At 45.9% G+C, this 13,192-nt stretch carries 13 protein-coding genes; 3 read left to right on the top strand and 10 right to left on the bottom strand.

The annotated features are described in order from the left end of the window. Nucleotides 1-9: 9 nt before the first annotated feature. From deoA to KIO97_RS17175, 8 genes are all read right to left on the bottom strand, one after another. Nucleotides 10-1,338 carry a thymidine phosphorylase gene (deoA, locus tag KIO97_RS17210; protein WP_045369730.1) on the bottom strand — a complete coding sequence of 443 codons (1,329 nt, stop codon included), beginning with the start codon at nucleotides 1,336-1,338 and terminating at the stop codon, nucleotides 10-12. 99 nt (nucleotides 1,339-1,437) lie between these two features. Beyond that, nucleotides 1,438-2,214, bottom strand: coding sequence for a deoxyribose-phosphate aldolase (gene deoC, locus KIO97_RS17205; RefSeq protein WP_005530303.1), 777 nt, complete (start codon nucleotides 2,212-2,214; stop codon nucleotides 1,438-1,440). Between the two features lie 580 nt (nucleotides 2,215-2,794). Further along, nucleotides 2,795-4,078 (bottom strand): NupC/NupG family nucleoside CNT transporter, encoded by a 1,284-nt coding sequence (locus KIO97_RS17200; protein WP_005431894.1) that lies wholly within the window; start codon nucleotides 4,076-4,078, stop codon nucleotides 2,795-2,797. A gap of 204 nt (nucleotides 4,079-4,282) precedes the next feature. Continuing rightward, a complete protein-coding gene (locus tag KIO97_RS17195) occupies nucleotides 4,283-5,056 on the bottom strand; it encodes a TatD family hydrolase (RefSeq protein ID WP_285383520.1) in 774 nt (257 codons plus the stop codon). Further along, nucleotides 5,043-5,210, bottom strand: coding sequence for a DUF5363 family protein (locus KIO97_RS17190; RefSeq protein ID WP_158652499.1), 168 nt, complete (start codon nucleotides 5,208-5,210; stop codon nucleotides 5,043-5,045). The genes KIO97_RS17195 and KIO97_RS17190 overlap by 14 nt, the downstream gene beginning before the upstream one ends. Nucleotides 5,211-5,330: 120 nt before the next feature. Next, nucleotides 5,331-6,920 carry a peptide chain release factor 3 gene (prfC, locus tag KIO97_RS17185; protein ID WP_005530307.1) on the bottom strand — a complete coding sequence of 530 codons (1,590 nt, stop codon included), beginning with the start codon at nucleotides 6,918-6,920 and terminating at the stop codon, nucleotides 5,331-5,333. A 302-nt stretch (nucleotides 6,921-7,222) separates the two neighbouring features. Continuing rightward, complete coding sequence (gene rimI, locus KIO97_RS17180) at nucleotides 7,223-7,678, bottom strand: ribosomal protein S18-alanine N-acetyltransferase (protein ID WP_285383519.1); 456 nt, start codon at nucleotides 7,676-7,678, stop codon at nucleotides 7,223-7,225. 12 nt (nucleotides 7,679-7,690) lie between these two features. Continuing rightward, nucleotides 7,691-8,089: a DNA polymerase III subunit psi gene (locus tag KIO97_RS17175; RefSeq protein WP_005431900.1), complete on the bottom strand. Its 399-nt coding sequence runs from the start codon at nucleotides 8,087-8,089 to the stop codon at nucleotides 7,691-7,693. 63 nt (nucleotides 8,090-8,152) lie between these two features. Between KIO97_RS17175 and KIO97_RS17170 the strand changes: the two genes are divergently transcribed. Continuing rightward, complete coding sequence (locus KIO97_RS17170) at nucleotides 8,153-8,605, top strand: hypothetical protein (protein WP_285383518.1); 453 nt, start codon at nucleotides 8,153-8,155, stop codon at nucleotides 8,603-8,605. Nucleotides 8,606-8,691: 86 nt separating this feature from the next. Here the strand turns inward: KIO97_RS17170 and KIO97_RS17165 are convergent, their stop codons facing one another. Both KIO97_RS17165 and KIO97_RS17160 read right to left on the bottom strand, forming a co-directional pair. Further along, the gene (locus KIO97_RS17165; RefSeq protein ID WP_005431913.1) at nucleotides 8,692-9,195 is read right to left on the bottom strand and encodes a GNAT family N-acetyltransferase; all 504 of its coding nucleotides are present in this window, start codon (nucleotides 9,193-9,195) and stop codon (nucleotides 8,692-8,694) included. Next, nucleotides 9,179-9,706, bottom strand: coding sequence for an SCP2 domain-containing protein (locus KIO97_RS17160; RefSeq protein WP_285383517.1), 528 nt, complete (start codon nucleotides 9,704-9,706; stop codon nucleotides 9,179-9,181). Before KIO97_RS17160 ends, KIO97_RS17165 begins: the two co-directional genes overlap by 17 nt. A 266-nt stretch (nucleotides 9,707-9,972) precedes the next feature. Between KIO97_RS17160 and KIO97_RS17155 the strand changes: the two genes are divergently transcribed. Together KIO97_RS17155 and KIO97_RS17150 are read left to right on the top strand one after the other, a co-directional pair. Then, entirely contained in the window at nucleotides 9,973-12,012 is a 2,040-nt protein-coding gene (locus tag KIO97_RS17155; protein ID WP_285383516.1) for a bifunctional diguanylate cyclase/phosphodiesterase, read from the top strand. A 149-nt stretch (nucleotides 12,013-12,161) separates the two neighbouring features. Then, a complete protein-coding gene (locus KIO97_RS17150) occupies nucleotides 12,162-13,175 on the top strand; it encodes a peptidase U32 family protein (RefSeq protein WP_005431919.1) in 1,014 nt (337 codons plus the stop codon). Nucleotides 13,176-13,192: the final 17 nt, after the last annotated feature.

Genomic DNA, 13,192 nt, shown 5'->3' with positions numbered 1-13,192 from the left:
CTTATTCGATTAAAGATCTTCTGCACGGATTTGACGGTAAACCTCTGGAGTTGGTGTGTACTCACCACCTACAGTGATTGCACTGCGAAGTGCTTTTGCTGCTTCTTCCCACTGCTCTTCAGTGCGAGCGTGGATAACCGCAAGAGGTTTGTCGCTATCTGCTACTTCACCAAGACGGATGAAGTTATCGAAACCAACTGCGTAGTCGATTTCATCTGTCGCAACGCGACGACCGCCGCCCATTGAAACAACCGCCATGCCGATAGCACGAGTATCCATCGCAGATACAACACCAGTTTCTGTTGCGTATACTGGTTTGATGATTTCTGCTTTTTCTAGATAGTTATCGTAGTTTTCTACGAAATCCACAGGACCACCTAGACCAGCTACCATCTTACCGAAGCACTCAGCCGCTTTGCCGTTATCTAGCGCTTCCATCAGTTTCGCACGTGCGTCTTCTGTGTTCTCAGCCAATTTGCCAAGCACCAACATTTCAGCACATGAAGCCATGGTCACTTCAAGTAGGCGAGGGTTACGGTATTCACCCGTTAAGAAACGAACCGCTTCGCGAACTTCCACTGCGTTACCCGCCGAAGAAGCCAATACTTGGTTCATGTCCGTAAGAATTGCCGTAGTCTTAGTGCCAGCACCGTTTGCTACTGCAACGATAGATTTTGCTAGCTCTTCAGACGCTTCGTAAGTTGGCATGAATGCGCCAGAACCTACTTTCACGTCCATCACTAAAGATTCAAGACCTGCAGCAAGCTTCTTCGATAAAATCGACGCCGTGATCAGAGAAATGTTGTCTACTGTTGCTGTGATATCGCGAGTCGCGTAAACGCGCTTATCCGCTGGCGCTAGGTCACCAGTTTGACCGATGATTGCTACACCTGCATCTTTGGTTACTTGACCAAATACGTCGTTTGTCGGAGTGATGTTGTAGCCAGGAATAGACTCAAGCTTATCCAACGTTCCGCCAGTGTGGCCAAGACCACGACCAGAGATCATAGGTACAAAACCGCCACATGCTGCCACCATTGGGCCAAGCATTAGAGAAGTCACGTCACCCACACCACCAGTAGAGTGCTTATCGACTATTGGGCCACCAAAGTTCATGTGGCTCCAATCGATAACCATACCTGAATCACGCATTGCACACGTTAGTGCGATACGCTCTGGCATCGTCATTTCATTGAAGAAGATTGTCATAGCAAATGCGGCGATCTGACCTTCAGACACACTGTTGTTTGCTACGCCTTGAATGAAGAAGTTGATTTCGTCGGCTGTTAGAACTTCGCCGTCACGTTTTTTACGGATAATTTCTTGTGGTAAATACATTAGTGCCTCCCCAAGCTCATTATGAGCCATGGAAAAAGTAGGATAGAAGAGGATTGGTAGCACCAAAGCTGGTGCTACCGTTCAGACGTATTGTTGGAATTAGTACGCTGCTGGATCAGCGACTTCGTCCGATACTTCTAATGTATTAAGTAGGTTTGTTAGCAGGCTAGACGCACCGAAACGGTAGTGACGAGCATCAACCCAGTTGTCGCCAAGGATTTCGTCAGCCATTGCTAGGTATGCCGCTGCATCTTCAGCAGTGCGCACACCACCTGCTGGTTTGAAACCAACAGTTTCTGCAACACCCATGTCACGAATAACTTCAAGCATCATGCGAGCGTATTCTGGTGTTGCGTTTACTGGCACTTTACCAGTTGAAGTTTTAATGAAGTCAGCACCTGCTTCGATACAGATTTGAGATGCTTTCTTGATTAGTGCTTCTTCTTTAAGCTCACCTGTTTCGATGATGACTTTAAGAAGGATATCACCACAAGCTTCTTTACATTGCTTAACTAGTTCGAAGCCAACTTTCTCATCACCCGCCATTAGAGCGCGGTATGGGAAAACTACGTCTACTTCGTCTGCACCGTAAGCAACCGCCGCTTTTGTTTCAGCAACGGCGATTTCGATGTCGTCGTTACCGTGTGGGAAGTTCGTTACCGTTGCGATACGAACTTCAGGCGTACCTTGCTCACGAAGTGTCTTCTTAGCAATAGGAATAAAGCGAGGGTAAATACAGATTGCAGCTGTGTTGCCTACTGCTGATTTCGCGTCATGACATAGTGAGATCACTTTTGCATCAGTGTCATCATCATTTAGCGTAGTAAGGTCCATAAGTTTCAGTGCACGTAGCGCTGCTGCTTTTAAATCGCTCATTTCTATCTCCGATCAATATTCAAAAAATTCACTACTCAGCCTCACATCACTTCTCTAACTATAATCAACAAGTCGAGACAGTGTGAGAAATTGGCTAAACAGTCTATTTATGAACGGACTTGGTTCCCTGAAGACTCGGCATATACTGCGAAAAATCATATACCAATTGCTATCCTTGTCACCGCACAGTACCAGTTTGGCCTATGGCACAACAATCTATGATTGCGGTGTCTTTAATATCACATCAAACAATAAAACGCTTGTGAGATTTGATATTGCAGGGCAATTCATTTGCCCATCGAGTATGTAATATTCACTCTGTGATTAGGTGGTATTCATTACCACGATATCGTGATTACTACATTATAGATATTCACCGCAAAACTGTAGCACCAAATAGAGCGCAAACGGTTTGTATCTCAAAATTTTCCAGCCCCTATCCCACCAACTGCGTAAGCTACTCACGTAGACCTACGTGCGGTTAATTTTTTAGGCCCGAAAAACGAAAAATGCCCCGCAGCAATCTCTTGCTACAGGGCATGATTTAAAACGGCGTCTATATATTAAGAACCGATTCTAATTAAAGTGCTGCAAGGCTAAGGCAGAAGCCTGCGATAGTCGCTGCCATTAGGTTAGACAACGTACCAGCAAGAACTGCTTTAATACCCATGCGAGCGATATCTGAACGACGGTTTGGTGCAAGGCTACCTAGACCACCAAGTAGGATCGCGATAGAAGAAAGGTTCGCGAAGCCACATAGTGCGAATGAGATGATAGCTGTTGTCTTCTCAGACATTACTTCACCAGTTGCCGCAACTACTTGAGCGCCTTCACCTAGGTAAGGTGTGAAGTTCAAGTATGCAACGAATTCGTTGATTACTAGTTTCTGACCGATGAATGAACCAGCAACAACTGCTTCGTCCCATGGAACACCGATTAGGAATGCTAGTGGAGAGAACGCGTAACCTAGGATAAGTTCTAGTGTTAGTTCAGGCATACCGAACCAACCACCGATGCCACCTAGCATACCGTTGATAAGAGCAATAAGACCTACGAACGCGATTAGCATTGCACCAACGTTTAGTGCTAGTTGTAGACCAGAAGCCGCACCGCCCGCTGCTGCGTCGATTACGTTAGCTGGCTTGTCGTCGCCACCGTCCATTGCTTCTTCGATGTCTTCGTGAGGCTGGTCAGTCTCTGGGTGAAGAATCTTAGCGAATAGTAGACCACCCGGTGCTGCCATGAATGATGCAGCTACTAGGTACTCTAGAGGAACACCCATTGAAGCGTAACCTGCTAGTACACCACCAGCTACAGATGCTAGACCACCACACATTACCGCGAATAGCTCAGATTGAGTCATTTTTGGTACGAATGGACGAACAACTAGAGGTGCTTCAGTTTGACCTACGAAAATGTTAGCTGCTGCAGACATTGATTCCGCACGAGAAGTGCCAAGCGCTTTTTGTAGTGCACCACCAAGAATCTTGATAACCCACTGCATTACGCCAATGTAGTAAAGAACTGAAATCAGTGCAGAGAAGAAGATCAGTGTAGGAAGAACGCGGAATGCGAAGATGAAGCCGCCGCCGCCGAATACTTCGAACATCTTGTCAGAAACAAGACCACCGAATAGGAAAGATGAACCATCGTTACCGTAGTTGATAACGTTAGAAACACCAGTAGAGAAACCGTTTAGTAGATCACGGCCCCAAGGTACGTAAAGAACAAATGCACCAAGGATGAATTGGATAGCAAATGCGCCACCCACAGTTCTAAAGTTGATAGCTTTGCGGTTAGATGAGAATGCAAATGCAATAGCAAGAAGCACTACCATACCGACTAGGCTCATAAACAGGCTCATAGTTTATGACTTCCTTATAAGTTATTTATTGGCGTGTTACAAAATGGAGCTATAAAGCGGGGGCAATTATACTCATGCAGAATCAATTAAAGTAATGCCACCCTCACACTTTCTTATAAGATTCATCACTGATTCACTCCCGTTTGTGAGTTATCTCACAATAAGAAGGAAAACGTTTTCGCTTTTAAACACCATCTTTAGATTTTATTCACATATAAAGAAGGCAGAATTGCTATTTTCCCATAGCTGAGAGGCAATCGATTGCTTGCTTTCTGTATGCAACAGAGAGAGCTCATTCAATATATGAATCAGTTTTGAAGGGTGATTAGGCTCGCCCTGATAGCCAAGTATAGGCATATCCGGAGCGTCCGTTTCTAAAACGATATTCTCAAGTGATAATCTTTGAATCGCGTCGCGAGTTTTATTGGCTCTTGGATAAGTAATCGTCCCTCCGACTCCGATAAGAAAACCTAATCGAACCCATTCCATCGCCTGCTGATAACTGCCTGAAAAAGCGTGCAACACGCCACCTTTCGGCAATTTAGCAGCTTTGACCATTTGGATAAGACGATTGTGTGCTTTTCGGCTATGTAAAATAACAGGCAGATCGAACCGTCTTGCCAGTTCGAATTGCAACTCCAGTGCCTGCTCTTGAAGTTCGACAGGCACATCTATTGCGAAGTCCAAACCGCACTCTCCTATCGCAACGCATTGTCGCTTGGACGAGGAAAGTAATGATTCCAGCTCGGGAGAAAACTGCTCAAACTCTGGTTGCAGAAAATAGGGATGAAAGCCCAGCGCGTAATAAAGGTGAGAGTATTGATTGGCCAGCGCTTGAATACGAGCCCAGTTACTCGGCCCGACAGAAGGAATCAAGATACGCTCTACTCCTTGGTCACGCGCAAGCTCAACTTGATGTGCAAAGTCATCCTGGAAGACATCGAAGTCAAAATGGCAGTGGGTATCAAACAGTTTCATTGTTTGCTTTCTCTTGCTCTGCTTTTTTAGCAGGCTCGTCTTCATGAACCGGGTCTTGTTTATACGGTACACAACTGCGCTTTTGATCAGGCGTCAGCCCCATCTCTTTGCACCAATCGTCATAGCGTTTGAGTCCTTTCTTAAACCAGTTCATCACACACCCTTTTTAACTAATAAAATTCGCGCTGCGCCAAATAAAAAACCGCCGTTAGCTAAGTGTATAGCTAACGGCGGCTTATGATCTAGTACGCGATATAAAGCGAGTTAGATTCGATTAGTGCTCACGAGTCGCACGGAAATCGATATCTGGGAAACGCTCTTGCGCTAGGTTTAGGTTAACCATAGTTGGCGCGATGTACGTTAGGTTATCACCACCGTCCAATGCTAGGTTAGTTTGGTTCTTACGTTGGAACTCGTCCAGTTTCTTCGCATCACCACACTCAACCCAACGAGCGGTTGCTACGTTTACGCCTTCGTAAATTGCTTCAACGTTGTATTCTGACTTCAAGCGAGCCACAACCACGTCAAACTGAAGCACACCAACCGCACCTACGATCAGGTCGTTGTTTTGCAATGGACGGAATACCTGTACCGCACCTTCTTCAGAAAGCTGAACCAGACCTTTCAGTAGCTGTTTCTGCTTCAATGGATCTTTTAGACGAATACGACGGAACAGTTCTGGCGCAAAGTTTGGAATACCAGAGAACTTCAGCGCTTCACCTTGAGTGAATGTATCACCAATTTGGATAGTACCGTGGTTGTGTAGACCAATGATGTCACCCGCGTAAGCGTGTTCTGCACGAGAACGGTCACCCGCCATAAAGGTAACCGCATCTGAGATACTTACTTGCTTGCCAAGACGAACGTGGTTCATCTTCATACCTTGTGTGTAAGTACCCGATACGATACGCATGAATGCGATACGGTCACGGTGTTTTGGATCCATGTTTGCTTGGATCTTAAATACGAAGCCTGAGAACTTGTCTTCTGTCGCTTCCACATCACGCTCTACCGCTTGACGAGTTTTCGGCGCTGGCGCCCACTCAGTTAAGCCATCTAGCATGTGGTCAACACCAAAGTTACCTAGTGCTGTACCGAAGTAAACTGGCGTTAGTTCACCAACAAGGAATGCTTCGTGATCAAACTCAGGGCAAGCGCCCATAACAAGCTCAAGCTCTTCACGAACGCTTGCGGCTAGGCTTTCACCTACTTTCTCATCAAGTTCAGGGTTGTCTAGACCTTTGATGATGCGAACTTCTTGGATCTCGTGACCGTGGCCAGATTCGTACAGAATCGTTTCGTCACGGTGAATATGGTAAACGCCTTTAAACTCTTTACCACAGCCGATTGGCCACGTAATTGGCGCACACATCATGCCAAGTTCGTTTTCTACCTCATCCAATACTTCCATTGGATCACGAACGTCACGGTCAAGTTTGTTCATGAAGGTTACGATTGGCGTGTCACGCAGACGCGTTACTTCCATCAGCTTACGAGTACGATCCTCGACACCTTTCGCCGCATCGATAACCATTAGACATGAGTCAACCGCCGTTAGAGTACGGTAAGTATCTTCCGAGAAGTCTTCGTGTCCAGGAGTATCAAGTAGGTTTACCAGACAATCGTTGTAAGGGAACTGCATTACAGAAGTAGTAACCGAGATACCACGTTCCTTTTCCATTTCCATCCAGTCTGATTTTGCGTGCTGTGCGTTACCACGACCTTTAACCGTACCTGCTTTTTGGATCGCGTTTCCGAATAACAGTACTTTTTCAGTAATGGTGGTTTTACCCGCATCCGGGTGAGAAATAATAGCGAACGTTCTGCGCTTAGAAACTTCGCCTAAAAAAAGGGGATTTGACATGAGTTTATCTTCTAAATTACTTTCATGCTCACAAAATGGGCAAGCATATCTACTATTCGATATTGTGCGTATTCTCGCTTATTATCGCTATGCTAGCAAACAGGAAAGACATGAACTCAATGTGCTCAGTTCATTTCTCCCTTTCACAAAGGCTCACATGCCCTGGCGCCAGCAATCGAAAACTAGCTCCACACAAGAGATGTAAAAAATTAAAAAAATTATTATTACATGTTCACAAGCCTCGAAGTCAGATAAGCATTTATAGCGTAAGTGTTGATGAGGTAATTCGTAGTGAATTAAAACTAAATCACAAATAGGTAACTCATAATGATGGCGTCCTCTTTACCATTGCCCGTTTTGGCTGGGTAATAGTTGTAACGACGGTCCACTTCATTAAAACCCGCTTGCCCATAAATATGGATAGCTGAGTGGTTACTTTCACGCACTTCCAACCAGGCGCTCTCTGCTTTCGCTTTCTCGCAGTGTTCGATAAATGCATCCAGCAATTTTTGCCCTAGCCCTTTCCCCTGTTGAGAGGGCGCGATGGCAATATTTAATAGCGTCACTTCTCCGACAATATTCTGTCCGTAGAAGTAACCAACCACTTTAGCACCTTCCAGCATCACATGATGGCAAGCGCCGCGACTGGATAAGTCACGTACCAAAGATTCTGCCCAAGGGTGAGAATGCGCTTGCTGCTCGATCTGCCAAACTTGGTCGAGGTGCTCAGCACGCATCGGCGTAATTTCAATTGTCACGCGTTAGCTCCGTTAAGAGTACGAACAGATTTGTTGCCACAATGCGCGGCGTTGTTCGTTGTTGCCATCAATATCTTGTAATAGCGGTGACGTCAGTTGCTTAGCATTAATGCTGGCATCTGCCTCACAGCCTGCGAACCACACCCATTCTAGTTGATGCTCACCCAGCATGGATAAGCGCTCAGGCTCTAGGTGCAGAGCGTCGTCGAGCGTGAGCTTAATGCTTTTTAATACACGCTCAAACATTAAAGCTGTCTCGTTTTCTGGACACATTGGCGATACCAATAGGAGTTTACAAGAACTTTGCAAATCCAATAATGGCGATTGATAGCCTTCCAGTCTTTCTGGGTGACTCAGCTCCCAAGTGCTGATCCCCATTTCGTGTAAATATTGTTTCTCGTTAATTGACATCTTTTGTCACCTATTTGAACGAGGCAATCCTATCAAAATTTCGCATTTAAAGTCAGAGGTGTTATGAAGCTTTTCCAATCACTCGCTATTACGTTACTTATCGCAACCACCAGCTTTACCACTTTCGCTAAGGATAGCAACGATGGTTGGGAGCTGATCGCCGAAAAAACCGTGAACTTCCAAACTGAAACCGACACAGTAGAACCAAACGGTCTGTTTAAGAATCGTCAGTTCAGCAAGATCAAAATCAAGTGCACTCAAGGCACCATGAGCATTAAAAACATGAAAGTGACCATGACCGACGGCAGTGAGAAAAAGCTCAAAACTATGGTTGGTACTCTGACAAAAGGCATGTCGACACGCGCTTGGACATTACCAGGTTCTGAAGAAGCGAAGTTCAAACGTCTAGAGATGGAATACAAAAGCTGGGGCAACATGACACTGAATGCCGCTGGTATGAGCAAAAAAGCAAAAATCGAAATCTGGGGTAAGAAGCGCGTTAAAGAACAGGATTAAACCGCTTTCCTATTGACGACTGAAAAGTAGCCCGCTCAAAAACAAAGCCCGCTTTTTACAGCGGGCTTTGTCATTCAATTTAGCGATTATAGCTCAGAGAACTCTGGAGAATAATCGATGCGACCTGAACGTCCGTCACATTGACCTTCCACCAATTCTGCGACGCGAAATGCACCTTGTGGTACTTCCCACGCACAATCGAAGCCCATCTCTTCGCTGGCTCTAAAACCTTGACGCCCGTAGTAGTCAGGATCGCCCAACACAACACACACTGGGTAACCAAAATCACGCAGTGAATCAAAGCCTTCTTTGATCAACTCGGCTGCAATGCCTTGACGACGGTAATCTTCATGTACAGCCAAAGGCGCAAGACCTTGCCACGACAAATCTTCACCATTCAACGTAACAGGGCTAAACAGCGCATGACCAACCACTTCACCTTCATCGGTGCATGCCACCAAAGACAAAGTGAGCTTACCGTTTTCACGTAAACGCATCACTAAGTTGGCTTCCGCTTCCGTTGGGAAGGCATGTTTTAATAAGCGGTCAATGGTGAGAATGTCCGCAGGGGCTTCAGTTCGAATAAGCATTCGCTACTCCGGTTTCTTGTGCAGGCGCTTGAACCCCTTTCTGAACAAAGTCAGCCAATTGGTTCAGTGCTACTTGCATCGCTTTTGGTAACTGCTCTAAGTCGACACTGTCCATCAGGTTTTTCACTTCTAAGCCTAGCTCAGTGTCGCCTTCAATAGAAAGACGACGTTGGAAGAACAGTGTATCAGGGTCTTCTTTACGACCAGCAATAAGTACTAGGTCGTTAAGGTTACCACTAAAACTCACATCTTCCTGAACCGGTTTCTCTGCTACCACTAATTTTTCGTCTTGGTAGCTGACATACCATGCTAAGTTCAAGTCTTTAATCGCAACTTTCAGCCACTTATCTTCAAGGAATTCAAAATCGCCATCTTCAAGCGCTTCTTTAAATACCATTTTCAAACCTTCTAACAAGGCTTTTTTCTGAACAGTTTGTGGCAATAACTGGACTGGAGATCGCAAAATTGATGCTGCGTTCTTTACTAGTTGACTGCGAATCTTGTTTAACACGCTAATTATCCGTTACTTTGTCATAAGGTCGCCTATATTACGCAATAGCGTAATACCAGTACCTGTTATGTATCAATAAATCTGTTTGTTTTAGAAGTAGGCAGTTTTTCTCACTCAAGCGTCGTTTTTTTGACCTTACGTGTATTATTGACGCTAAGTCGTGGATAAACGCTTTAATAACGGTATGTTCAAAGTTATAGTTATCAAAATAGCGTTTTTATTACACGGACGAATAATCAGGCTCATTGGAGATCGGTAACACCTTAATGCCTTCCCAGCAATTACAACATTGGTTTGCAACGCTTACCTCAAATAGCCCATTCTTTTTTGCCATTCTTGATAATAAACACAATTATCGAATGGTGAGTGATCGCTATTGTGACATTGCAGGCTTAAGACACGACGACATCGTTGGTCTAAACGACAGCCAAGTACTGGGAGAGCAGTTCTACAAAAAGCTCACGCCCTACTACCAACGCGCGTTCAAAGGCGATCATGTTGAAGCGGAAATCACGCTAGACGAGACCGACCTTGAAACCAGCCTTCACTTCAGCCTTTCTCCGGTTCATGAAGAAAACGAAATCCGCTTCGTGGTTTTCCATGCCATCGATACGTCTGAAAAACAAATTCTGGTTCGCTCGTTAGAAGAGTCAGAAAGCAAATTCGCCAAGTTAACTCAACTCCTACCTGACGGCTTGTTATTGGTGGAAGATGACATCATCATCTCAGCCAACCCAGCCTCCGCACGTTTACTCGGGTTGAATTCACCACATGAGCTACTTGGTGAAGAGCTGACTCGGCTGTTTATCGATGAAAACAGCAAAAAAGTTTTCACCCATCGCATCAGTACATTGCTTTCTGAAAAACCTTTCGTGTGTCTGACTAGCGCGCGTTGTGGGTTCGAACGGAAAGTACAGTTGCATGCCGATACCACGGCGATTCTCGGTAGTGAGTCTCAAATCATTTTGATTCAAGACGCCGATGACGCACCAAAGCTGCTCTCTTCCAACTCCAACGAAGACGCGCACATCGATTCGCTGACTAAGCTGTATAACCGCTTTGGCTTTACCAAGCGACTAGAACAACTCATCAAGAGTCAGACACCGCTGCTGGTTTTCTACCTCGATATCGATAACTTTAAGAACATTAACGACTCACTAGGCCATCACATCGGTGACAAAGTGATTCAAGAAGTCTCCGCCCGCCTAAAACGTTCTTTACCTAATCAAGCCATCATTGGTCACTTGGGTGGCGACGAATTTGGCATTATCCTGCCTGAGCCAGAAAACACTCGCATGGCGGAGATCCTCTCTGAGCGCATTATTTCTCTGATTAACCAACCTTTCGATCTGCATCATTTCAGTAAACGCCTTGCGTGTTCTATCGGTAGTGTCCGCTATCCAGAAGATGGACAAGACGCGCGCATTCTACTGCAAAACGCTGATACCGCGATGTACGAAGCAAAAGATCGCGGTCGTAATCGTCTGATTAAATTTAATGATCAGATGAACAAAGAGGCGCGCATGCGTTTGTGGCTGGAGATTGAGCTACAAAAAGCCTTGCAGCAAAACGGCTTGGAAGTGTGGTACCAACCAAAAGTTGACGCACGTGACTTCAGCATTAACGGTGCCGAAGCACTTGTGCGTTGGAAACACCCAGTCGAAGGCTACATCAGCCCGGGCGCATTTATCCCCGTAGCAGAGCGTGCAGGCTTGATTGAACACCTTGGTCGCGTGGTCATGCGTGATGTGTTTAACACAGTAAAACGCTGGAAACTGCAAGGCATTCTACCGGGACGCGTGGCGATCAACCTCTCTCCAGAACAGTTTGGCAACCCACAGCTGATCGACTACATGGAAAAGCTGCTGCGTACTACCGAACTTGACCCAAGCTGCATTACCTTCGAGCTAACAGAAAGTGCGGTAATGAGCGACAGCGAACACACTTTGCAAATGCTTAATGCGATCAAGAAGCTTGGTTTCGCATTGTCTATCGATGACTTCGGTACAGGTTACTCTTCCCTTTCCTACTTAGCACGCTTCCCTATCGATGAATTAAAAATCGACCGTGCGTTTATCAACGATATCGATACGCTACCGAAACAGGTGACAGTGATTGAGAACATCATCAACCTCGGTAAATCATTGGATTTGACCGTGGTCGCCGAAGGTGTGGAAACCCACCAACAAGCGACACTGCTATCGAACCTGCAATGTAACTCGATTCAGGGCTTCCATTTTTACCGTCCTCAACCTAAACACGAAGTGGAAGAGTTGTTTGCGCAAAACCGCCGTCATAAGAACTGATCTCAACTGCAACAAAATCTGAGTGTTACCCCTTACTCTCAAGGGGTAAATCTCAACTTTATTGCGCTAAACCTAACTTAGGTCAATTTCGCTATTCATAATTCTTCATAAAATGCGGGCACCTTTTTATTCTCTATGATTGTGAGCATATGGAACTCTTGTGTCCCGCGGGTAACCTGCCTGCGCTAAAAACCGCGATTGATTGCGGTGCAGACGCCGTATACATCGGCTTTAAAGACGACACCAACGCTCGTCACTTTGCTGGTCTGAACTTCAACGGCAAGAAGCTAGAAAAAGCGGTGCAATACGTTCATGACCGCAACAAAAAGATCCACGTTGCGCTTAACACTTTTGCCCACCCAAATGGTTTTGAACGTTGGACAAACGCTGTCGACAACGCTGCGGCACTGGGTGTCGATGCACTGATCGTGGCTGACATTGCGGTACTTGAGTACGCTGCTCGCAAATACCCAGAGCTCGAACTACACCTTTCTGTACAGGCATCAGCGACCAACGTTGCTGCGGTAGATTTCTACAAGCAAAACTTCAACGTCAAACGTGTTGTACTGCCTCGCGTACTGTCTATCCATCAGGTAAAACAGCTTTCTCGCAACATCACTAGCGATGTCGAGCTCGAAGTCTTTGCTTTTGGTAGCCTGTGCATCATGTCAGAAGGTCGTTGTTACCTGTCTTCATACATGACTGGCGAATCACCAAACACCGTTGGTGCGTGCTCTCCAGCGAAATACGTTCGCTGGCAAGAAACAGAAAACGGTCTGGAATCTCGTCTTAACGATATTCTGATCGATCGCTACAGCGCCGGTGAAAACGCAGGCTACCCAACGTTGTGTAAAGGTCGTTTCGAAGCTGAAATTGAAGGCGAGAAAAAACGCTACCACGCACTGGAAGAGCCAACCAGTTTGAACACCCTTTCTATGTTGCCTGAGCTGTTTGCGGCAAATGTGGCTTCCGTAAAAATTGAAGGTCGCCAACGTAGCCCTGCTTACGTAGAACAAGTAACGCGCACGTGGCGTGCAGCGATTGATCGTTACCAAGCAAATCCAGAGGCTTACCAAGTTGAAGCGGCTTGGGATGCAGCGTTGGCAAACGTGTCTGAAGGTACGCAAACCACACTTGGTGCTTACCACCGTAAATGGCAGTAGAGGTTAAGATGGATAAC

The sequence above is a fragment of the Vibrio sp. B181a genome (genome assembly GCF_030248375.1).
GTDB lineage: Bacteria > Pseudomonadota > Gammaproteobacteria > Enterobacterales > Vibrionaceae > Vibrio > Vibrio campbellii.
This window is presented reverse-complemented; position numbering and strand designations above follow the sequence as displayed.